Origin of the sequence: Endozoicomonas sp. ALB091 (assembly GCF_049310265.1) — a bacterium.
In the GTDB taxonomy this organism is placed as follows: domain Bacteria; phylum Pseudomonadota; class Gammaproteobacteria; order Pseudomonadales; family Endozoicomonadaceae; genus Endozoicomonas.
In genome coordinates this window covers 570723-594031 of record NZ_JBLYNQ010000003.1, presented here as the reverse complement: position 1 = coordinate 594031, position 23309 = coordinate 570723, and the positions used below count along the sequence as shown (strand labels likewise).

At 45.9% G+C, this 23309-nt stretch carries 13 protein-coding genes; 6 read left to right on the top strand and 7 right to left on the bottom strand.

All coding sequences use genetic code 11. The features are described from left to right. Nucleotides 1-133: 133 nt before the first annotated feature. The 3 genes from ACO6UX_RS05585 to ACO6UX_RS05575 all read right to left on the bottom strand — a co-directional run bounded on the left by ACO6UX_RS05585 (nt 134) and on the right by ACO6UX_RS05575 (nt 7226). On the bottom strand, nt 134-2452 hold the full coding sequence (locus tag ACO6UX_RS05585; RefSeq protein ID WP_422445629.1) for a hypothetical protein: 2319 nt from the start codon (nt 2450-2452) through the stop codon (nt 134-136). Nucleotides 2453-2502: 50 nt separating this feature from the next. Further along, nucleotides 2503-4809, bottom strand: coding sequence for a hypothetical protein (locus ACO6UX_RS05580; protein ID WP_422445627.1), 2307 nt, complete (start codon nt 4807-4809; stop codon nt 2503-2505). 95 nt (nt 4810-4904) lie between these two features. Further along, complete coding sequence (locus ACO6UX_RS05575; protein WP_422445625.1) at nt 4905-7226, bottom strand: hypothetical protein; 2322 nt, start codon at nt 7224-7226, stop codon at nt 4905-4907. A 73-nt stretch (nt 7227-7299) separates the two neighbouring features. On the opposite strand from ACO6UX_RS05575, the gene ACO6UX_RS05570 reads away from it, so the two are divergent. Beyond that, nucleotides 7300-8256, top strand: a complete 957-nt coding sequence (locus tag ACO6UX_RS05570) for an IS1595 family transposase (protein ID WP_422445623.1) — start codon at nt 7300-7302, stop codon at nt 8254-8256. Nucleotides 8257-8361: 105 nt separating this feature from the next. Here ACO6UX_RS05570 and ACO6UX_RS05565 read toward each other — a convergent pair whose 3' ends face one another. Further along, nucleotides 8362-10713, bottom strand: a complete 2352-nt coding sequence (locus ACO6UX_RS05565; protein WP_422445621.1) for a hypothetical protein — start codon at nt 10711-10713, stop codon at nt 8362-8364. A 291-nt stretch (nt 10714-11004) separates the two neighbouring features. Continuing rightward, nucleotides 11005-14340, bottom strand: coding sequence for a hypothetical protein (locus ACO6UX_RS05560; protein WP_422445619.1), 3336 nt, complete (start codon nt 14338-14340; stop codon nt 11005-11007). Nucleotides 14341-14844: 504 nt separating this feature from the next. Between ACO6UX_RS05560 and ACO6UX_RS05555 the strand changes: the two genes are divergently transcribed. Continuing rightward, nucleotides 14845-15258, top strand: coding sequence for a hypothetical protein (locus tag ACO6UX_RS05555; RefSeq protein ID WP_422445617.1), 414 nt, complete (start codon nt 14845-14847; stop codon nt 15256-15258). A gap of 171 nt (nt 15259-15429) precedes the next feature. Here the strand turns inward: ACO6UX_RS05555 and glk are convergent, their stop codons facing one another. After that, the gene (glk, locus tag ACO6UX_RS05550; RefSeq protein ID WP_422445615.1) at nt 15430-16404 is read right to left on the bottom strand and encodes a glucokinase; all 975 of its coding nucleotides are present in this window, start codon (nt 16402-16404) and stop codon (nt 15430-15432) included. 900 nt (nt 16405-17304) lie between these two features. On the opposite strand from glk, the gene prfB reads away from it, so the two are divergent. The 3 genes from prfB (at nt 17305) to ACO6UX_RS05535 (ending at nt 21114) form a co-directional block, all read left to right on the top strand. Further along, nucleotides 17305-18403, top strand: a protein-coding gene (prfB, locus tag ACO6UX_RS05545; RefSeq protein WP_422445613.1) for a peptide chain release factor 2 whose coding sequence is annotated in 2 segments (ribosomal slippage) — nt 17305-17379 and nt 17381-18403 — 1098 coding nt in all. Because the reading frame shifts where the segments join, the coding sequence is not laid out codon by codon here. 15 nt (nt 18404-18418) lie between these two features. Continuing rightward, nucleotides 18419-19939 carry a lysine--tRNA ligase gene (gene lysS / locus ACO6UX_RS05540; protein ID WP_422445611.1) on the top strand — a complete coding sequence of 507 codons (1521 nt, stop codon included), beginning with the start codon at nt 18419-18421 and terminating at the stop codon, nt 19937-19939. A gap of 452 nt (nt 19940-20391) precedes the next feature. Then, nucleotides 20392-21114, top strand: coding sequence for a TetR/AcrR family transcriptional regulator (locus tag ACO6UX_RS05535; RefSeq protein ID WP_241693334.1), 723 nt, complete (start codon nt 20392-20394; stop codon nt 21112-21114). A gap of 316 nt (nt 21115-21430) precedes the next feature. On the opposite strand, the gene ACO6UX_RS05530 is transcribed toward ACO6UX_RS05535, so the two are convergent. Next, nucleotides 21431-22429, bottom strand: coding sequence for a Ppx/GppA phosphatase family protein (locus ACO6UX_RS05530; RefSeq protein WP_422445609.1), 999 nt, complete (start codon nt 22427-22429; stop codon nt 21431-21433). A gap of 144 nt (nt 22430-22573) precedes the next feature. Here ACO6UX_RS05530 and ung point away from each other — a divergent pair, with 144 nt between their 5' ends. Next, complete coding sequence (gene ung, locus ACO6UX_RS05525) at nt 22574-23260, top strand: uracil-DNA glycosylase (protein WP_422445607.1); 687 nt, start codon at nt 22574-22576, stop codon at nt 23258-23260. Nucleotides 23261-23309 lie beyond the last annotated feature (49 nt).

Below are 23309 nucleotides of genomic sequence, written 5' to 3'. Positions count from 1 at the left end.
TTTTCTTTTATTCTGACGGTTTTTTTGGGGCTTTCGATCATCCATAAGCCGTATGTGGTGATGGGTAGCAGTGGATACCAGCATATTATGATTTAACCTGTTAATGGCAGTGGTGTTGTGATCTCTCAAGGCATTAGAAAACTTTTTTATGTTTTATTTTTTTATGGTACGACAGGTCTATATCCGCTGCCAGCCAGCCAGATCCCTTCAGTTTTTTCGCTCTTGCATGCATCTCAGTCACCTGCTCTTTGACTGTGTAATCCATTAAATCATCGGGTATTTTAAAGTTGTGTTCTTTCAGTCTCCTGATAGCAGTGAGCGATTGAAGACCAAAACCTGTTGAGCAGACATACAATAATTTATCGTATAATTCTGAATGCTTTTTCCGGGAGGTAATGCGTTTCAGCATTTGATAGATTGTTCTTGTCGATGCCTGATTGTAAATCTCTTTTTTGTCAAAGCCGTAATGGTAGATATAGTACAGCATCCAGTCTGCCTTCTGTGGTACGGGGTTAAATGTGATACCTTCTATTGGACTGATGTTAACAATCTGGTTTGCACGCTTTAGACTGCCATCGAAATTACTGAAATGAAACTGATATCTGGTAAGTCTATGGAGAAACCAGGTGGCAAAATCCCTGGGTGAGGTTGGTATAATTTCTTTTTTGTCAACGGAAGTATAGGGAGTCACCATTTTTACGGAGATGCCGCCAAACTTTTCGACACATAAATCAGCCAGTTTTCGTAATGTAAATATATTCCAGCGGGTGATTCCATTAATGGCAGGGAGGGGGATGTTAGCCTTTTTAATGGTGATGAAGGCATTTTGCAGTATTCGGGGCCCCTGGTTTTTAACCAGCCTATTTTGCAAATACTCATGTAGATAGCGTAAATAGGTATCTTGTGATTCCACAGGATTGAGCACTCTCAATATTTTAATGCATTCCCAGTCCGGCAATGGTCGTTCAGGTTTGGCTACTTTGAGCAAATGCCTGATATGGCCTGGCAGCCACTTTTCTGATGGTAAAAAATATCGACTGCATGGTTCAGGAAATGGAAAACCCTGGATGTTAAAGCCGTCGGTCATATTGGCAACATGATTTGATGATTCGACTGTTGATTTAGCTAACAAGTCAATCATATATTGATAGTAGTCCTCTGATTCTGGATTAATGATGGCTAAATCCTGACGGTACAGAACTTTACTATCAAGTTTCATTTTCCAGGCCATGACTCGTATTAAACGTATTGACCATGCTTTCCTGTAGGCTGATTTTACGGTGTTGAATGAAGGGATCTTTACTTTATTTTTTATCAGTTTTTTCCTGGTGATCTCAGTAGCCTGTTGTTTATTTACGAACTCTGCAAGATAAAAATAGGCCGGTATGGCTGAATAGTCTGGGGTATCCCTGTTAACTGGTACTGCCTGTATATCTACGGCCGGTAGAACCTTAACGGCAGTTTCTGAATGATAGGGCGTTATTTGTACCTTTATTTTCTTAAAATCTTTACCCGTTGGTGATAGATATTGATCGGCAATATTGCTGATAAATTGTTGCCACTGGTTTCCTGGCCAATATGCATGCTGACACGGATCAGCAATGTAAATATCGGAAGCAGCCATATAGGATGGCTGATGATAGCTCCCGTCTGCACAATGCAGATCACTACGAGTAGCTCGGTGTTTAGCTTCATACCATTGGCTTTGTGTCTGCACACTTTCACCAGAAAGACGTGGACATACCATCAAACATACATGAGTGGTGGTTCCTTCGACAATTCCTTTTTTTGCTCCGTTTCTGACAAAAAAAAAGCTGATAACCATTTTGAACAGGCTGATAGACGGGTTTTTCAGGCAGCAGGAAGCCATTAAATGGGTCAACTCATCACATTGGGCTACTTTGTAGGTTTTGACTAATTCTGCTATTTGCATGGCGTATTTGGTCTGCTGTTGTTGCAAATCAGTAACATGAGCAAGTTCTCGTATCAAGTGATGAATCTTTGGTACCAGTAAATACTTATAAATTTTTTCAACACAGGTGAAATTGCCGTGAATGGATAACCTTTTATGCTCTGGCATTTGAGCGGATTTATCAGAGCTTATGGCATACTCAATATCCATTTTACGAATATCTTCCAGTGCTTTACTCAGTATTGTGGGAATTGAATGACTTTCAGTGCTCTGATTTGTGTCAATCCGTAGTTTACTTTTTTGAGAGTTTTGGTGAGCAGGCTGACTTTTTGCCATAGTAACCTGGTATTCTGGTAGTTTCTTTTGATCTCTCGTCTGTTTAACACGCCCCTGATGATTTATTCGGGTAGTGTCCAGCCTGGCCTTTTTCGGGGGATTGTTATTATCCTGTTGCTGTTTCCTTTTATTTTGACGGTTTTTTGGGGGCTTTTGATAATTCATAAGCCGTGTGTTTTGATGGGTAGCAGTGGATACAAGCATATTATGATTTAACCTGTTATTGGCAGCGGTTGTTATGATTTCTCCGGGCGTTAGAAAACTTTTTTATGTTTTGATTTTTTATGTTTTGATTTTTTATGGTACGACAGGTCTATATCCGCTGCCAGCCAGCCAGATTTCTTCAGTTTTTCCGCCCTTGCGTGCATCTCAATCATCCGGCCCTTGACTGTGTAATTTATTAAATCATCGGGTAGCTTGATGTTGTGTTGTTTCAATTTTCTCAAATAAGGGTGAGTTTTAAGAGCACTCCATGTTGAGCTGAGATACAGTAATCTATCGTATAATTCTGAGTGCTTTTCTGGTGAGGTAATGCGTTTCAACAGTTGATAGAGTGTTGTTGAAGAGGTCTGGTGGTAAATCTCTTTTTTGTCAAAACCGTACTGATAGACATAGTACAACATCCAGTCTGCCTTCTGCGGTACGGGATCAAATGTGATACCTTCTATCGGACTGATGTTAACAATCAGGTTTGCAGTCTTCAGGCTGCCATTAAATCTATTGAAATTAAATTGACAGTTAGTAAGTTTGTTGAGAAACCAGTCGGCAAACTTATCGGGTAAGGTTGGTATAACTTCTTTTTTGCCAGCAGAAGGATCGGGAACAACCGTTTTTGCGGTGATGCCGCCAAACTTTTTTACACATAAATCAGCCAGTTTTCGTAATGTCAATATATTCCAGCGGGTAATTCCTTCAATGGCAGGGGGAGGGACGTTTCCCCGTCTAATATAGCGGATGGTATTTTCCAGTACCCGGGGGCCCTGGTTTTTAACCAGCTTATTCTGCAAATACTCATGTAGATAGCGTAAATAGGTATCTTGTAGTGCCACAGGATTCAGTACTTTCAATACTTTAATCAGTTCACAGTCCGAAAATGATCGTTCAGGTTTGGCTAGTCTAATCAAATGCCTGATATGGCCCGGCAGCCACTCATCCGATGGTAAAAAATATCGACTGCATGGTTCAGGAAATGGAAACCCATGGTTGTTAAAGCTTTTGGTCATTTTGATAACATCCATTGATGATTCGATGGTTGATTTACCTAAAAAGTCAATCATATATTGATAGTAGTCCTCTGATTTTGGATTAATGATGGCTAAATCCGTACGGTGCAGAACTTTAACATCAAGGTTCATTTTCCAGGCCAGAACTCGTATCAAATTTGTTGACCATTTTTTCCTGTGTGATGGTTTTACGATCTCAAATGAAGGGATCTTTACACTATTTCTTACCAGTCTTTGCTTGGTGATATCAGCAACCCGTGGTTTATTGATTGGTTTCTTTACAAATTCTTCAAGATAAGAATAGACCTGCATGGCTGAATAGTCTGTGGTATCACTGCTAACTGGCGCTGTCTGTACATCTTCGGCCGGTAGCTCCATAACGGCAGTTTCCGAATGATAGGGCGTTATTTGTACCTTTATTTTCTTAAAATCTTTACCTGTTGGTGTGAGATATTGATCAGCAATATTGCTGATAAATTGCTGCCACTGGCTTCCTGGCCACAATTCATGCTGACACGGATCAGCAATGTAAATATCGGAAGTAGCCATATAGGATGGCTGATGATAGCTCCCGTCAGCACAACGCAGATCACTATGAGCATGTTTGTGTTCAGCTTCATACCATTGGCTTTGCATCTGCACACTATCACCTGAAAGACTTGGGCATACCATCAAACATACATGCGTGGTGGATCTTTTCATCTTTCCTTTCTTTGCTACGGCTCTCGCACTAAAAAAGCTGATAACCATTTTGAACAGGCTGATGTCCGGATTTTCCAGGCAACAGGAAGCCATTAAATGAGTCATCTCATCACATTGGGCTACTTTGTAGGTTTTGACTAACTCTGCTATGTGCCTGGCGTATTTGGTCTGCTGCTGCTTCAAGTCATTAACAGGAGAGAGTTCTTGTATCAAATAATGAATCTTTGGTACCAGTAAATGCTCATAAATCATTCCAACACAGGTAAAATTGCCGTGAATGGGTAATCTTTTATGCTCTGGCATTTGAGCGGATTTATCAGAGCTTATGGCATACTCAATATCCATTTTACGAATATCATCCAGTACTTTACTAAGTATTGTGGGAATTGAATCACTTTCAGTGCTCTGTTTTGAATCAATCTGCAGTTTACTTTTCTGAGAGTTTTGGTGAATAGGCTTACCTTTGGCCATAGCAACCTGATATTTCGGTAGTTTCTTTTGATCTCTCATCTGTTTAACAAGCCCCTGATGATTAATCCGGGTGGTTTCCAATCTGATCTTTTTTGAGTGATTGTTGTTATCCTGTTGCTGTTTTCTTTTCTTTTGACGGTTTTTTTGGAGCTTTTGATCATCCATAAGCTGTGTGTTTTGATGGGTAGCAGTGGATACCAGCATATTATGATTTAACCTCTTAATGGCAGTGATTGTTGTGATCTCTTAACCCAGATATTTCATAAACGTGCTCCCGATCCTTTTTTATGTCTTGATATTCTATGGTGCGATAAGTCTATATCGGCTGCCAGCCAGCCAGATTTCTGCAGTTTTTTGGCTCTTGCATGCATCTCAGTCACCTGATCTTTGACTGAATAATCCATTAAATCATCAGGTAGTTTGATGTTGTGTTTTTTCAGGCTCCTGATAATACTAAGAGATCGAAGGCCAGAAGCTGTTGAGCTGACATACAATAATTTATCGTATAATTCTGAATGCTTTTTCCGGGAGGTAATGCGTTTCAGCATTTGATAGATTGTGTGTGTAGGAGCCTGATGGTAAATCTCTTTTTTGTCAAAACCGTAATGACAGACATAGTACAACATCCAGTCTGCCTTCTGTGGTACGGGTTTAAATGTGATACCTTCTATTGGACTGATGTTAACAATCAGGTTCGCAGCCTTTAGCGTGCTATCGAAATTAATGAAATTAAATTGATATTTGGTAAGTTTGTTGAGAAACCAGTCGGCAAACTCATCGGGTGAGGTTGGTATCACGTCTTTTGTACCAAAAGAAGGATAGGGTGCAACCGTTTCTGCGGAGATTCCGCCAAATTTTTTTACACATAAATCAGCCAGTTTTCGTAATGTCAATATGTTCCAGTTGGTGATTCCTTCAATGGCAGGGAGGGGGATGTTAGCCTTTTTAATGGTGCTGAAGGCATTTTGCAGTATTCGGGGCCCCTGGTTTTTAACCAGCCTATTTTGCAAATACTCATGTAGATAGCGTAAATAGGTATCTTGTAGTTCTACAGGGTTCAGTACTCTCAATATTTTAATCAGTTCACAGTCCGAAAATGATTGTTCAGGTTTGGCTACTCTGGCCAGATGCCTGATATGGCCTGGCAGCCACTCCCTGGATGGGGAAAAATATCGACTGCATGGTTCCGGAAATGGAAATCCATATTTGTTAAAGCTTTTGACCATATTGATAACATGTTGTGGTGATTTGATTGTTGATTTACCTAAAAAGTCAATCATGCATTGATAGTAGTCCTCTGATTTTGGATTAATGATGGCTAAATCCTTACGGTGCAGAACTCTAACATCAAGGTTCATTTTCCAGGTCAGAACCCGTACTAAGTTTGTTGACCATTTTTTCCTGTGCTTTGATTTTACGGTGTTTAATGAAGGGATTTTCACACCATTTCTTATCAGTCTTTCCTTAGTGACCAAAGCAGCCCGTTGTTTTAGTTTCTCAGCTTTTTTCGCTGTATTGGCTGCGAACTCCGCAAGATAAAAATAGGCAGGCATGGCTGAATAGTCTGTAGAATCACTGTTAACGGGTACTGCCGCCTGTACCTTTGCAGCCGTTAGCTCATTAGCAGTAGTTCCCGAATTATAGGGCGTTATTTGTACGGTTATTTTCTTAAAATCTTTATCTGTTGGTGTGAGATATTGATCGGCAATATTGCTGATAAATTGCTGCCACTGGCTTCCTGGCCGAAATTCATGCTGACACGGATCAGCAATGTAAATCTCGGAAGTAGTCATATAGGTTGGCTGATGATAGCTCCCGTCAGCGCAATGCAGATCACTATGAGTATATTTGTGTTTAGCTTCATAGCATTGGCTTTGCATCTGCACACTATCACCTGAAAGCCTTGGGCATACCATCAAACATACATGAGTGGTGGGTCTATCCAGCTTTCCTTTTTTTGATCCGGTTCTCGCAAAAAAAAAGTTGATCACCATTTTGAACAGGCTGATGGCCGGGTTATCCAGACAGCAGGAAGCCATTAAATGCGTCATCTCATCACATTGGGCCACTTTGTAGGTTTTGACTAACTCTGCTATTTTGATGGCGTATTCGGTCTGCCGTTGTTTTAAGTCATTAATAGGGTAAGATTCTTGTATTAAGTGATGAATCATTGGTACCAGTAAATTCTTATAAATCTTTTCAACATAGGTAAAATTGCCGTGAATGGATAATCTTTTATGCCTTGGCATTTGAGTGGATTTATCAGAGGTTATGGCATACTCAATATCCATTTTACGAATATCCTCCAGTACTTTACTCAGTATTGTGGGAATTGAATGACTTTCAGCGCCCTGCCTTGAATCAACTTGCAGTTTGCTTTTCTGAGAGTTTTGGTGAATAGGCTGACCTTTTGCCATAGCAACCTGGTATTTCGGTAGTTTCTTTTGATCTCTCGTCTGTTTAACACGCCCCTGATGATTAATCCGGGTGGTTTCCAATTTGATCTTTTTTGAGGGATTGTTATTATCCTGTTGCTGTTTTCTTTTATTTTGACGGTTCTCCGGAGATTTTTGATAACCCATAAGCCGGGCTATGTTTGTTTTAAAGGTTGATAGGTCTAAACTGTCGTGATCCCCTGCAATGGGAGGCTACGTTATGAAGCCCCGACAGTTTCAAGATCTTCTTAATGCTGTGCCGTTATTAAGCAGCCAGCAGCGAAATACTCTTATCAATGCTCTATCAGAGCAAAATTCTCCTTCCAATATTGCAAAGTCTATTGAGGATAGTTTTGTACGGGCTCCGAAATGCCCTCATTGTGGATCGGAAGCCCTTCAGCGCTGGGGGAAAAGGAACAAACGCCAACGATTTCGGTGCAAGGTTTGCCGAAAAACACTGAACGCTTTTTCCAAAACACCCTTGGCCCGTTTAAGACGCCCTGAAGCATGGCCGAAATATCTTGAGGGAATGACCCACTCTTTAACGCTTCGCCCGGCTGCCAAGCAATGCGGAGTTTCGTTAAATACATCATTCCGTTGGCGACATCGTTTTTTACAGGTCATTGAGCATGATCAGGCACCAGAACTCAGTGGTATTGCCGAACTCGATGAAACTTTTTTTCGCGAATCTTTTAAAGGTCAAAAAAAAGGCCTGCCAAGACCCGTGAGGAAACGAGGTAGTGATAAGAAGACAGACTGTCGAAAAATACCAGTCATGGTAGCTAGAGACCGAGGAAGTCAGACGGTTGATGGTGTATTGAAAAATGAGAGCGCAGATGAACTCTGTCGCCATTTAAGTGGCCGGATAAATATTGAAACTGTCGTATGTGCCGATGCCAGTCTTGCACATGAAAAGCTTGCGAGAGCGTTAGGATTTACTTTTAAGGAGCTGGTGTCATCCTCTGGAATACGGGTGATAGAAGGTGTTTTTCACTTACAGCATGTGAATGCATACCACAGCCACCTGAAGCAGTGGATTACAGGGATTTTTCACGGAGTTGCCACAAAATATCTATCACACTATCTGGGATGGAGAAGGGCTTTAACTGGCATCAATGCTCTAACATCTGATCGACTGGGCAACAAAATTTTAGAATTTCTTCACTTCAACCCTTAAGCGCAACATAGCTCATAAGCCGTGTGTTTTGATGGGTGGCAGTGGATACATGCATACTATGATTTAATCTCTTAATGGCAGCAATTGTTATGATTTCTCAAGGCGTTAGAAAACGTTTTTATGTTTTGATGTTTGATGCTGTGACAGGTCTATATCCGCTGCCAGCCAGCCTGATTCCTTCAGTTTTTCCGCCCTTGCATGCATCTTAATCATCCTGCTTTTGGCTGTACAATACATTAAATCATCGGGCAGTTTGATGTTGTGTGCTCTCAGGGTTGTCAAATAACTGCTGGCTTTGAGGTCACTCCATGTTGAGCTGAGATACAATAATTTATCGTATAATTCTGAATGCTTTTCCCGTGAGGTAATGCGTTTCAGCATTTGATAGAGTGTTGTCGAAGAGGTCTGATGGAAAATCTCTTTTTTGTCAAAACCGTACTGATAGACATAGTACAATATCCAGTCAGCCCTCTTTGGTACGGTGTTAAATGTGATACCTTCTATCGGGGTGATATGAACAATCAGGTTTGCAGTCTTTAGCTTGCCATCGAAATTGTTGAAATTAAATTGATTATTGGTAAGTCTATTGAGAAACCAGGCGGCAAACTCATCGGGTGAGGTTGGTATAACCTCTCTTTTGCTAACAGAAGGGTAGGGGGTAACCGTTTTTGCCCAGATGCCGCCAAACTTTTCTACACACAAATCAGCCAGTTTTCGTAATGTCAATATATTCCAGCTGGTGAATCCTGCAATGGCGGGGAGGGGGATGGGGTGGGGCCCATCTTTAATGCTGCTCAAGGCATTTTCCAGTATTCGGGGGCCCGGGTTGTCAAGCAGCTTATTTTGCAAATACTCATGTAAATAGCGTAAATAGGTATCTTGTAGTTCCACAGGATTCAGTACTCTCAATACTTTAACCAGTTCGCCGTCCGACAATGATCGTTCAGGTTTGGCTACTCTAAGCAGATGCCTGATATGGCCCGGTAGCCACTTTTTTGATGGTAAAAAACATCGACGGCATGGTTCAGGAAATGGAAATCCATACTTGTTAAAGCTGTTGGTCATATTGCTAACATGTTTTGATGATTCGATTATTGATTTACCTAAAAAGTCAATTATATATTGATAATAGTCCTCTGATTTTGGATTTATAATAGCCAGATCTTCACGGCACAGAAGGTTAACATCAAGATTCATTTTCCAGGCCAGCACACGTATTAAATGGGTTGACCATTTTTTTCTGTGTTTTGATTTTACGGTGTCAAAAGCCGGGATCTTTACACCATGCCTTACCAGTCTTTTCTTGGTGATTTCTATAGCCCGTTGTTTTTCTCCCTGAACTTTTTTCCTTAATTTGTTTACAAATTCTTCAAGATAAAAATAGGCGGGTATGGCTGAATAGTCTGTGGTAGCCCTGTTAACTGGCACTGTCTGTATATCTGCGGCCGGTAGCTCGTTAACGGCAGTTTCCGAGTGATAGCGCGTTATTTGTACCTTTATTTTCTTAAAATCTTTACCCGTTGGTGTGAGATATTGATCGGCAATACTGCTGATAAACTGTTGCCACTGGCTTCCTGGCCAATATTCATGCTGACACGGATCCGCAATGTAAAGATCAGAAGTAGCCATATAGGACGGCTGATGGTAGCTCCCGTCAGCACAATGCAGATCACTATAGGCATTTTTGTATCCCGCTTCATACCATTGGCTTTGCATCTGCACACTATCGCCTGAAAGTTTCGGGCATACCATCAAACAGACATGAGTGGTGGATCTATCCAGCTTTCCTTTCTTTGATCCGGTTCTCGCAAAAAAAAAGTTGATAACCATTTTAAACAGGCTGATGGTCGGATTTTCCAGGCAGCAGGAAGCCATTAAATGAGTCATATCATCACATTGCGCTACTTTGTAGGTTTTCACTAACTCTGCTATTTGCATGGCGTATTCGGTCTGCCGTTGTTTTAATTCATTAATAGGGGAAAATTCCTGTATCAAGTGATGAATCTTCGGTACCAGTAAATGTTTATAAATCTTTTCAACATAGGTGAAATTACCGTGAATGGATAATCTCTTATGCTTTGGCATTTGAGCGGATTTATCAAGACCTATAGCATACTCAATATCCATTTTACGAATATCATCCAGTACTCTATTCAGTATTGTAGGAATTGAATGACTTTCAGTGCTCTGCTTTGAATCAATCTGCAGTTTACTTATCTGTGAGTTTTGGAGAACAGGCTGACTTTTTGCCATAGCCACCTGGTATTCCGGTAGTTTCTTTTTTACCCCGCTCTGTTTAACACGCCCCTGATGATTTATCCGGACAGTATCCAGCTTGACCTTTTTCGAGGGATAGTTGTTTTCCTGTTGCTGTTGTCTTTTGTTTTGGTGGCTTTTCGGGGCTTTTTTATAATCAATAAGTCGTCTATCGTGATGGGTAGCAGTGGATACAAGCATATTATTTTGCAACCTCTTAATGGCAGCGATTGTTGTCATTTCTTAACCCGGATATTTCATAAACGTGCTCCCGATCTCGCTTGTCCTTTGCCGCTCTAAGGGAGTTTTGCTCAGTCGACCGTACTCCCCGGTACGGTGCTCCCTCACAAAATCCCTTAGAGCGACAAAGTCCTGCGCGAGATTCGGGGCAGTTTATGAAATATCCGGGTTAAGGTGTTGGAAAGCTCAGGGCATATTTCTTTTTAGGGGCGCTTATCATTTTATGCAAGCTTACTGGTGACGGCCTTGATATTATTCAGGCTGAATCATCGCAAGCAGTGTTGTGATAAAGTCCTTTCTTTTGATCTCGTAATCACTCTCATGCACAGCTGTCAATAGCCAGCTGTTCACTCTGTGCTCAAACGCTTGACGGTAAATATGGCTCTTCAATTTCACTTGAAGATTCTCCGTCAGCACTTGCAGGCGCTGTTGTTGTTTTTGCCGCTGGTGAGTCTGGCAGTCAGGTTTTCCGGGTTTGCTTTCACAGTGCAGAGCGATGAACTGCCTGGCTTTATTCAGGGTGAGCAGGGAGCGCATCAGCAGGCCATAAATATGCTCCTCCGGGTTTTGTGGAAAATTAAACAGAATGGTTCGTGGTATGGAAAATATCTCTCTTCTTTGCAACCGATCTGTCAGCAGGTCAAGGTTATCGGCAAGGTATGCCAGCGTATTGTTCAGTAATCCGGTTTCTTCAGCAAACGACAGACACCACACCGGCCTGTTCACGCCAGGAACGTCAATGGCCAATCGTGCTGTATTTCTGTCTGTTACCAGGGCGTTAACACTGACCTGAAGGTCCATTACTTTCATACCCAGATCGCCGTCTTTAAGCTGAATATTGTAAGCTGTCGGGAGTTTAATCGCCGGACATCCAGGAACCCGGCTGATGGTCATGCTCTTGGGGATTTCTGAATCCCTGTCGGTGTTAAGTACCTGCAGCTTTTCAAAGAGGGTTCTGGCAGACTCATCTGTCGTGCAAATAATGTCAATATCATTGAATGAGGAGCAGAGGTTCTGTAAACAACGCGCGTATGAACCGGTCACCAGTATGGCGGGAGCGTCACAGGCGTCATTGATTGCCTGGATGATCTCCAGTGTTTTCAGTATGAGCACATTTAACCGGGAAGCCTGCCTTTCCGGGAAGCCCGGTCCGTCTGCTGTTGCTACGGGATACTTCCCGCGCACGGGAACCGCCGCTTTGTGTTGACTGGCGGAGGCTGCGTATCCCTGGGGACTGCCCCCTGAAGCAACGGTATTTGCCCGTTTATACAGCAAACTGTCAATTATTCTGGCTTTATGCATTTCGCAGTTGCGTTGCTCAAACCAGCAGACCAATGCATGGCGCCGTTTGCTTCCTTCCGGAAAATGCTGAAGGCAATTCAGAACCTGTTCCTTATGGATGGCTTGTCCATTAATAGACTGGCTGGTGATATAGCAGTGTGCCAGGAAGAAAAAATGTATACGTGAATTCTTGAATGAGCGCCTCAGGCCGGTGATGGATTGCAATACCTGTTGCGCTGACACCACCTGATGATCAATTGACAGCCCATGCTGCATAGCCATGAATTTCAATAGACATTCCAGTCGATCATGCTCATCGTCTTTGACCGATACGCTGTTCAGGATTTGCCAGGTCTCTTGAAGTGTCTCCTGAGCTTCGCTGGTTTCCTCGTACTTTTGAGATTGTTTCAGCTTTTGAATCAGATACCTGATTTGTTTTGCAGAGTGATCCCCGGGTGCTTCATTAAACGCTGCCAGTACTTTCCGATTATCCAGACAGGCGCTGTTCAATTCTCTTGCATTCAATGCCAGCTGAGAATAAAAAACAGCTCTTTCGAGCAACCAGCCACCGCGTTCATAATCCTTAACCACCGCCTCCGGTGTAACCTGCTGACCATTGAACGCCAGTCCCCTCAGACAACATTGATCCCTGAAGCGTACTATTCCCAGTTTGCCTTCCAAATTTTGTGGGAAATCCTTAACCACTGCATCCGGTGTGACCTGCTGGCCATTAACCGCCAGTCCCCTCAGGCAACATTCCATTTTGAAGCGTGCCTGCGCCAGAGGTGCCCTGGCCGCCCTGAAACCCCTGACCACCTCATCCGGTGTGACCTGCCGGTGATTCAACGCCAGGGCCCTGAGGCAACATTGTTCTTTAAAGCGTGCTATCCCCAGTCTGCCTTCCCGGGTATTCGGGAAATCCTTGACCACCGCATCCGGTGTGACCTGCTGGCCATTCAACACCAGACCTCTCAGGCAACATTCCTCTTTAAAGCGTGCCAGCTCCAGTGTTGCCCCGGCTGCCTGATAACCCTTAACCACCGCATCCGTTGTGACTTGCTGGCCGTTCAGCACCAGCCCCCTCAGGCAACATTCTGCTTTAAAGCGCGCCAGCTCCAGTGTTGCCCCGGCCCCCTGATAATTCTTGGCCACCACATCCGGTGTGGCCTGCCGGTTCTGCAACGCCAGGCCCTTCAGGCAACATTGTTCGCTGAAGCGTAATCTCCCCAGTCTGCCTTCCGGACTGTTTGGGAACTCCTTAACCACCGCGTCCGGTGTGATCTGCTGGCCATTTAATACCATGCCCTTCAGGCAGCATCGTTCCTTAAAGTGCGCCAGCCCCAGTCTGCCTTCCGGATTATCCGGGAAATCCTTAACCACCTCATCCGATGTAACGTGCCTGCCTTTCAACCGCAGGCCTTTCAGGCAACATTCTGCTTTGAAGTGCGCTAGCTCCAGCGTCGCATTGGCTGCCTGATAATCGTTAACCACGGCATCCGGTGTGACCTGCTGGCCATACAACACCAGGCCCCTCAGACAGCATTCCGCTTTGAAGCGTGCAATACCCAGTTTGCTATGCGGACTCTCCGGGAAATCCTTAACCACCTCGTCCGGTGTGACCTGTTGGCCATGCAGTGCAAGGTCTCTCAGGCAGCATTCCGCTTTGAAGCGTGCAATACCCAGTTTGCCTTGCACACTGTCCGGGAAATCCTTAACCACCATATCCGGTGTGACCTGCTGGCCCTTCAGCAACAAGCCTTGCAGGCAGCATTCTGCTTTGAAGCGCGCTATCTCCAGGGTTGCTCTGGCTGCCTGATAATGCCTGACCACGGCATCCGGTGTGACCCGTTGGCCATTTAATATCAGGCACTTCAGGCAGCATTCCGCTATGAAGCGTGCTTTTCCCAATGCGCCTTCCGGGCTATCCGGGAAAGCGTTAACCACCTCGCCCGGTGTCACCTGCTGGCTATTCAACAGCAAACCCTTCAGGCAACATTGTTCCTTAAAGCGTGCGATCCCCAGTTTGCCTGGCAGACTATCCGGGAAGGCCCTGACCACCGATTCCGGTGCGACCTGCCGGCCCTTTAACGGCAGACCCTTCAGACAACATTCTTCCATAAAGCGAGCCAGCTCCAGTGTTGCCCGGGCGACCTGAAACTCGTTAACCACCTCATCCGGTGAGATCCGCCGACCTTTCAACAGCAGGCCTTTCTGACAACATTCTGCTTTGAAGCGCGTGATCGCCACCAGATACTTATTTCGGTCTGGCTTCCGGGTGAATTCCTGGATGACCTGATCCGGGGTCACTTTTCTGCGATTGAGTAGAATGTTCTGTAAGCACAGTTTTGACAGAAAAAAGCCACCTCTGAGAGAGGTTCTATCTTTTCCATAGGCGTTCAGCACCACAGCGGGGGTGACTTGCCGTCCCTGTAATGGTTGCTTTTTCCAAAAAGCCTCCTCAATACCTTTGGGATCATCCCGGGGTGGGGCTATACCCCTGTGGGATTGATGGTTCGAGACTCTTTTGCCATTAAATGTACTTCCGTTGCGGTCAGGACCCCTGCTTGAAACGGTTTGCTGGCGAACCCGGTCAGCAGGCTTTGGGTGGGCGTAGGTTGATGTGGTTGCTTTCAGAATAAAGCCCTGCGCACATTAGAAGACTGTAAATATCGCTATCAGACCTCAAAATGATGAACAGGTTCCGTTTCAGGTGGATTGCGGGGGGGGCGAAGCTGGGAACACTAAAATTATGGAACTAATTTCTAAATTCAGGCTCTTAAAAGATTTAGACATCTTTGAGGGTAATTTGAAATGCAAGCATCTTCATCAACTTCATCAATTATCCAAATGCCTCTGACTCAGAGTGCGGAAGCCTCTGATTCACCATTTATTCCAGAACCGATATTTTGTCAGTGTAAGTGTATGGGACGAAATGTTTCACTGTTGGAACGAACAGCTGTTAATCTGGCTTTTAGCCTGCCTACAGCCTGTGGTGTTGCAATTATTGTCGGACCTGTTGTTACGGCGGTTGCCGGTCCTTATGCAGGTAGTTTGGCAGGTAGTTTGGCAGGTAGTTTGGCAGGTTTTTTTGCAGGTTTTGTCGTAGGTGGTGCTGCCGGTATTGTCGCCGAGCATGTGTATGTTCGGTGTCGGCATGTAGCCCCGACGGAATCACCTGTACGGCTTACAGGGATGATCAGTCATGACCCTGAGCAGGTTGTTTGAAAATAACGTAATTGTTCTTCTTCTGAGAGTAATAACCTGTTCTCACTGTCCTGGTATTGAGCGGTCGATTATTCACTCTCAGTCAACACTATTTGTCTGGCCGTTGTGGACGAATTGCTGCTCTTCCAATATCTCTGGAAGCTGACCCGGATCAGGGTCAGCCAGGCAAAATCAATGGATCAACGGGTTGCCTAATGCTTCACACGCACCGGTCAGGCCGGGATTGTCGTGAACAATCAGGTTGGTGGGGATACCCGCCAGATAACCGGCCATCTTATCGTTAAGGTCGAACGATGTCCTGAAGTCCGATTGAGCGAAGAACTCCGGGAAGCGTGGAATAATACCGCCAGCAATATATACACCCCCCTGGGCTCCGGTGGTCAGTGCCGCATTACTGGCGGCCCTGCCCAGCAGTTCACAGAAATGCAGTAGTGTCTGGCGACAGAGGGGTTCTCCGTCCAGGGCCTGGGCCGTGATCTCATGATTTTTCAGTGTCTGTGTTTGGCCAGACAACATACTGTGGGCCTGATACAGCCGTTCAATGCCAGAACCGCACAGTACCGATTCCCAGGAAACATAGCCCAGCTGCTGCTGAAGAATACCGAGAATCTCCTTATCCATGGCAGATATGGGAGAAATCGCCGCATGTCCGCCCTCTCCGGGCAGAGGCAGCCAATGATCGCCTACCTTCTTCAGTGCGGCGACGCCAAGGCCCGTGCCTGGTCCAATAATCAGTTTGGTGGCCCCCGGGATTGCCTCTCCGTGGCCAATCCTGACCAGGGTGTTTTCAGGCAGGGCAGGGAGGGCAAGCGCCTGGGCGGTAAAATCATTGATCACTTTGAAGGACAGCAACTTCAGCGTGTCTTTCATGTCAGACTGGTTGAATGCCCAATGGTTGTTGGTCATTTTTATCGTCTGGCCACTCACTGGGCAGGCAAACGCCATGCAGGCATGATCCACGGCGACTTGCTGATGCTTCAGGTAATGGCTGACCGCATGATCAAGGTTGTCGAAGTCATTACAGGCCAGCACTTGTATCGAGTCTGTTTGCAGCTTGCCACCCAGTGAGAGTGCAAACCTTGCGTTGGTGCCACCGATATCCGCTACCAGTGCCATTGAGTCATTCAATAAAGTGTCACGTGACATAATGAAGAGTGCTTCTGTTATGTACCCAGAGCAGACGATCCTGTTGACGTTTCGTTGCGTGCTCAGCGTATCAGGGCGCTCCTATGACGAGGCGCGGCATTGCAGGAAGGCTGGGTGCCTTTCAAAATGCCGCAACGAAGTCATAGGGGCGCCCTGATACGCCCGAAGGGTGGCTCAGAAAGGCGCCATCTGCTTTGTCAGACTTGCTTGGCGTAGAATAACTACGCGCTGCACAAGTCTTTCGCGCATCTGACGCCTTTCTGAGCCAGACTGCGCGTCCCGCTGAGCACGCAACGAAACGTCAACAGGCCCTAAAGGCTTTGGGGCTCTGGCTACGGGTGAGGGTGAAGTAGCGGGCGGGAGTTTACCTTACTGTTGAGTAAAGGCGTAGTGTGATGTCATGACATGAGTCAATGGGCGGGTATGCAGTGTTTACTCCCCGTGTTGGCAAGACAACGTCGACAGGTCCTGGTGGATGGATATCGGAGCAATTCCAACCAACAGGCTATTGTTGTAAAATCACTCAGTTGTATTACAGGTTTTGGTAATGGCCTTGTCGGCCAGCTGTTGTTGTGAGCAGTGTTTCATAGGCAGCCATGTGTTGCCAATTTCATTCCCATTGTATTTTCAGAGCGGTCGGTATTGGTCAGCTCCCGGGAGCCTGTTGGACTTAAGCGTCCGTCTAGGCGACCCCGTAGCGAGGATTGCGAGAAATTGAGGATGAAAATTTCTGCTTCTGAGGAGAATAGCGGGGCTATTTGACGAAGAAGCAGGAATTTTTAGACCAATTTATCGCAACCGAAGCAGGACAGTCTTAAGTCCGACAGGCTCCTGGATGGGGCTATAGCAGTATTTAAGTGTGGTGCCGTGTGCACCTGAAAAAGTGAGTGATATAGGGCAATGTTTGAAGTCAATCCCATTAAGGAGCGTATCAAGGACCTGAGAGCGCGTACTGACGTGCTTAGGGGGTATCTTTGACTACGCTCACAAGAGTGAGCGGTTGCAGGAAGTAGAACGGGAGCTGGAAGACCCGAACGTCTGGAACGATCCGGAGTACGCCCAGAAGCTGGGCAAGGAGCGTTCCACCCTGGAAGCGATTGTTTCCACCATTGAAGAGCTGACCAGTGGCCTGGGGGATTCTGAAGAACTGCTGGAAATGTCGGTAGAAGAAGAAGACGAAGAAGGTGTCCAGGGCGTTGTGGATGAGCTTGATGAGCTGGCCCGGAAACTGGAAGTACTTGAATTTCGTCGTATGTTCTCCGGTGAAATGGATCCTAACAGCGCCTTTCTGGATATTCAGGCCGGTTCCGGCGGTACTGAGGCCCAGGACTGGGCCAATATGCTGCTGAGAATGTACCTGCGCTGGGGTGAGGCCAACGGTTTCAAAACGGACATCATTGAAGTCTCTGCCGGTGAAGTGGCAGGGATCAAATCGGCAACGGTTCAGTTTAACGGGGATTATGCGTTTGGCTGGCTGAGAACGGAAATCGGCGTTCATCGCCTGGTGCGTAAATCCCCGTTTGATTCCGGTAATCGTCGCCATACCTCCTTTGCTTCCGTCTTCGTTTCTCCTGAGATTGATGACAATATTGATATTGAAATCAATCCGGCGGATCTGCGTATTGATACCTACCGTTCCAGTGGTGCCGGTGGACAGCACGTCAACACCACCGATTCCGCCGTGCGTATTACCCACGGGCCAACGGGAATTGTTGTACAGTGTCAGAATCAGCGTTCCCAGCACCAGAATAAAGACAAGGCCATGCAGCAGCTGAAGGCCAAGCTTTATGAGATGGAGATGCAAAAGAGAACGGCGGAGTCTCAGGCGATGGAAGATTCCAAGTCGGACATCGGCTGGGGTAGTCAGATTCGCTCCTATGTACTGGATGACTCCCGTATTAAGGATCTTCGTACCGGGGTAGAAACCCGGAATACCCAGTCTGTGCTGGATGGTGACCTGAACAAGTTCATTGAGGCGAGCCTGAAAAAAGGCCTGTAACTGGAAGAATATTTTATGTCTGAAGAACATTTTTTGTCGCAACAGGCGCAGGCAGAAAAGGCTGCTGAAGCCCATGAAGAGAACCGCCTGGTTACCCTGCGCCGGGAGAAACTGGCGGCCATTCGCGCAAAAGGGGTGGCATTTCCCAATAAATTCCGTCGTGATTCGCTGGCTGGCGATCTTCAGGATCAGTTCAAGGATCATGACAAGGCTGCCCTGGAAGGCCTGAACCACCCTGTTAAAGTGGCTGGCCGTATCATGTTGAACCGTGGCGCGTTCATGGAACTGCAGGATATGTCTGGCCGTATCCAGCTCTATGTGAACCGCAAACAGCTGCCGAAAGAGACCCTGGATGCCATCAAGACCTGGGACCTGGGGGATATTATCGGTGTAGAAGGTGCTGTCCAGCGCTCTGGCAAAGGCGACCTTTACGTTGATATGAGTGCTGTCCAGCTGCTGACCAAGTCTCTGCGCCCACTGCCTGAAAAGCACAAAGGCCTCACCGATACCGAGCAGCGATACCGTCAGCGCTATGTTGACCTGATTACCAGTGAACACTCCCGGGAAACCTTCCGGATCCGTTCCAGAATCATTCAGGGTATCCGTAACTACTTCCTGGGTCAGGACTTCATGGAAGTGGAGACGCCGATGCTACAGGTGATTCCCGGTGGTGCCACGGCCAGACCGTTTGTGACCCATCACAACGCGCTGGATATCGATATGTACCTCCGTATCGCTCCGGAACTGTACCTGAAGCGTGTGGTCGTTGGTGGTTTTGAACGGGTATTTGAGATTAACCGGAACTTCCGCAATGAAGGGCTGTCTACTAGACATAACCCGGAATTTACAATGATCGAGTTCTATCAGGCTTACGCGGATTATACCGACATGATGGATCACACTGAAGCCATGCTGAAACAGCTGGCTCAGGACGTTCTGGGTAAAACTGAGTTCGAGTACCAGGGGCAGATGATCGATTTTGGCAAGCCGTTTGCGCGGATGTCGGTATTTGAATCTATCTTGCATTTCAACCCGGATCTTGATGCCGCTGATATTGACAACCTGGAGTCAGCCACACAGGTTGCCGGTAAACTGGGCATTGATGTGAAGCCGATCTGGGGGCTTGGCAAGGTTCAGATGGAAATCTTTGATGAAACGGTGGAACATCACTTGCTTAACCCTACCTTCATCACGGATTACCCGACCGAAGTGTCGCCTCTGTCCCGTAAAAATGACGACAACCCATTTGTTACTGAGCGCTTTGAGTTCTTTGTGGGGGGTCGGGAAATCGCTAATGGCTTCTCTGAGTTGAATGACTCAGAAGACCAGGCTGAGCGCTTCAGACAACAGGTAGCAGAAAAGGATGCCGGGGACGATGAGGCAATGCATTACGATGCAGACTATATCAATGCTCTTGAATACGGTCTGCCACCCACTGCCGGAGAAGGTATTGGTATTGACCGGCTGGTAATGCTGTTTACGGATGCGCCGTCCATCAGGGATGTGTTGTTGTTCCCTCACATGCGTCCTCAGTAGATATTGACGCGGGAGTAATTGTGCTTAAGTTTGTACTTGTCAAATATGTGAATCGACGATGCAGGTATCATTTGCATTGGTTATATGAACCTGCCGTTTGGTTACCGTATTAGTAATTACCTGCTTAACTCAGTTATTTTCTGAGTCGCTGATAGTTCAGGATTGACGACATGAGCAGGCCAAGCCTGCTCATGTAGTATCCGGGAGCCTGAAGTTGAGTCGATGCGCTTTGCTGGTGAAGCCAGGAGTTTGCCATACGCCCGGTCTGATCGGTCTATAAGGATATGGGGAGTACTCCAGGTATGGCGGTCTGATAACCCTGAATAGTGGCAGGGCCGGTTTTCATACGTATGGTTGATTTCTGTACTAAGATGCTTGTTCAAGCGACGGTACTGGACGAACGCTATAAAACAATCAGGCAACTGTAAGGCAGTCTTAATATGGTCTCAACAATGGATTCCTCATCAGAAGGCATGAAAAGCTCTGGTAAGCACGACAGTGATATGAAACTGAAATACCAGGGGCGAAAAACCAGTCGTGCCAATAGTGAACAGCGTCGTCGTACAATTCTTGAGGCGGCATTAAGAATCGTTGTCAGAGATGGAGTCAGGGGTGTCCGTCATCGTGCTGTTGCCAAGGAAGCCAATGTTCCTCTTTCTGCAACCACCTATTATTTCAAAGACATTACGGATCTGATCACTGACACCTTCACTCTGTTTGTGGAGATGGGGGCCCAGAAGTTCAAGGCGTACTGGGAAGAGTCTGACAGTATGCTGAAAATGGCCATGAAAGAGCTTGTGCCATCGGACCAGGCCAGTCGTCAGGTATTTGCTGACCGGATCAGTGATCTTGCTATTGAGTATGTTCTGATTCAGCTGGCAGAGCATCGTGACTACCTGATCGCAGAGCGTGCTTTCCAGCAGGAATGCCTGCGAAACGAAAACCTGAGGCCCATTGCCTTCAGTCACCAGAAGTTCTTTCTCGACAGTCTCAAAACATTCTTTGCAAAAATCGGCTCTAACCATCCTGATATTGATGCTGAACTATTTGGCAGTATTATCATTCATGTTGAGTACCAGGGATTAATTGCAGGTTTTGAAGACGAAACAACAGTGGACAGGCTCCGGGTAATGCTCAAGCGTCAAATAGAGTTGATGCTGGGTGTATACAGTTAGGAATTGCCTTTTTATAAGTTCCCGATTTCCGTTCACCCTGAGTGCTGAGCTTGTCGAAGTATCGAAGGGTCGTGCCACCGAACTTCGATACTTCGACAAGCTCAGCACTCAGTCCGAACGGAGTCAGGCAATGAAAATAGGGAAGTTATTTCCAGACAACTCCTCTTCTTCCACCGTGGAAAAGCCTGCAGAACCATTTGAACTCTCATGATTCTTCAGGCTTTCACTAATTTTTCAATGCATGGAAGGGAAATGCACAATCGACGAAGAGTAAAAGAAAAAATTTTCTTTTACTATTACTCCATTGAAACATTTATTAATGCCAGAGAATTGGAAATTCGAGCATTCCGACAGTGCTGTTATGATCGGAGATAAACATCTGCGTAATGTCCAGCTCTTCCATGAAACCAAATACCAGAATTGCACTTGAAAGACTGGCTTCATTGGTGCCGATGGATGAGGCCTGATCCAGGATATATCGCTCCAGTTTGCCTTTGTCCAAAGACATTTGGTGCATGGTGATATCTTCTGCGAAGCCTTCCTGAAATACCGGGCCGATACCGGTGATTTTAACCTGATCTTTCTTCAGTTCATTGCGAATAATGACCGGCGTTCTCCGGGCAAGATATCGTGCGAAGGTGATACCTGCTTCGAGTTCTTCAGTTGATATGGGGGATAATGACCCCGGCAAATCAGTTGGTTTGTTCTGGACAACTTCCTTCAGGTATTCCATAAAAGAAACAGAACCAAAATCACCTTTGTGGGCAAATGGGCCAGCTTCAGGATCGGAGATAATCAACTGAAAACTCTCCTTCCCGATATCCCAGACGACGGGTGATTCAGAATGATCAGTCGCCGTTAAAGCAGAGAAAAAATCCATTCGATCTTCTTCTTCAGGGGAGAGAATGCGAATATCGATACCGGTTGTACGCCGTATCTTTTGCACCAGCTCTTCGGCGTTATGAGCCTCCCTGAAAATATCAGTAGCAACGGCTCTTACTTGCACTGCCTTGAAATGTTCCTGCCGGGTTCGCAGTTTTTGAAAGAGTCTCTGAGCCTTTTTTAGCATAAAGTTGCTGAAAAAACCGTTGTCACTGGCTGACAGGTCATCGTAGAAACCCGCTTCCAGAGAGCCGTAATCAAGGTGCCGGTAAACTTTGTCGGTCTTGTTGTTGACGTCGGCGATGGCGAAGTGAATAGAATTGGCATTGATTTCGATGGCCATCCTGCGTTCGAGCATTGCCAGGGACTGGCAGCTAAAAAGAAGGGCTGCAACCGCAGAGATTCTGATCGATGCTTTATTAAAAGTTTGCATTGTATTGAAGGCGATCCGTAACGAAGACTGAGTTGTTATTAGTAAATGTGTTGCTGTGCTAAAGTGCGTTGGCTGGCAAAGAGTGTAGTTGGCTCTTATGCGGTTGGAGGTAATTTATTTGTCAATGTTATTTGAGGTAGGGTGATGCCAGACATCAAATTGGAGCCTTCCTGGAAAGCCATGCTTCAGGATGAATTTACCAAAGAGTATATGCAGACCCTGCGCACCTTTCTGCAACATGAAAAGGCTCAGGGCAAAATGATTTACCCCAGGGGGGCAGAATACTTCCGGGCCCTGGACCTGACACCGTTTGCGCGGGTCAAAGTGGTGATTCTTGGGCAGGACCCTTATCACGGACCGGGTCAGGCTCATGGGTTAAGTTTTTCGGTACGTCCCGACGTCGCCATTCCTCCTTCACTGGTTAATATGTATAAAGAGTTGGAGTCAGATCTGGGCATTCCGCCGGCCAATCATGGATTTCTGGAACACTGGGCCCATCAGGGAGTGTTACTGCTCAACAGTGTGTTGACAGTCGAACATAAGCAGCCTGCTTCTCATCAGGGCAGGGGATGGGAGACATTCACTGACCAGATTGTTGCCGCGTTAAATGAGCAGCGAGAGCATATTGTTTTTATTTTGTGGGGCAGCTACGCACAGAAAAAAGGGCGGTTTATTGATACCGGTAAACACCTGGTTCTGACATCTGTTCACCCATCGCCACTATCAGCTTATCGAGGCTTTTTTGGCAGCCGACCTTTTTCCAGGAGCAATGATTATCTGGTCAGTCATGGAATACAGCCTATAGACTGGCGACTGCCAGCCCTGAATTGACCGGTGATATTTTGTTCCATGAGTACTGTACATAAGGCAATGGTTTATG

Excerpts from the sequence above, each read along its gene's own strand:
- ACO6UX_RS05585 (WP_422445629.1), bottom strand. The coding sequence starts at position 2,452 with ATGCTTGTATCCACTGCTACCCATCAAAACACACGGCTTATGAATTAT.
- ACO6UX_RS05580 (WP_422445627.1), bottom strand. The coding sequence starts at position 4,809 with ATGGATGATCAAAAGCTCCAAAAAAACCGTCAAAAGAAAAGAAAACAG.
- ACO6UX_RS05575 (WP_422445625.1), bottom strand. The coding sequence starts at position 7,226 with ATGGGTTATCAAAAATCTCCGGAGAACCGTCAAAATAAAAGAAAACAG.
- ACO6UX_RS05570 (WP_422445623.1), top strand. The coding sequence starts at position 7,300 with ATGAAGCCCCGACAGTTTCAAGATCTTCTTAATGCTGTGCCGTTATTA.
- ACO6UX_RS05565 (WP_422445621.1), bottom strand. The coding sequence starts at position 10,713 with ATGCTTGTATCCACTGCTACCCATCACGATAGACGACTTATTGATTAT.
- ACO6UX_RS05555 (WP_422445617.1), top strand. The coding sequence starts at position 14,845 with ATGCAAGCATCTTCATCAACTTCATCAATTATCCAAATGCCTCTGACT.
- glk (WP_422445615.1), bottom strand. The coding sequence starts at position 16,404 with ATGTCACGTGACACTTTATTGAATGACTCAATGGCACTGGTAGCGGAT.
- lysS (WP_422445611.1), top strand. The coding sequence starts at position 18,419 with ATGTCTGAAGAACATTTTTTGTCGCAACAGGCGCAGGCAGAAAAGGCT.
- ACO6UX_RS05535 (WP_241693334.1), top strand. The coding sequence starts at position 20,392 with ATGGATTCCTCATCAGAAGGCATGAAAAGCTCTGGTAAGCACGACAGT.
- ACO6UX_RS05530 (WP_422445609.1), bottom strand. The coding sequence starts at position 22,429 with ATGCAAACTTTTAATAAAGCATCGATCAGAATCTCTGCGGTTGCAGCC.
- ung (WP_422445607.1), top strand. The coding sequence starts at position 22,574 with ATGCCAGACATCAAATTGGAGCCTTCCTGGAAAGCCATGCTTCAGGAT.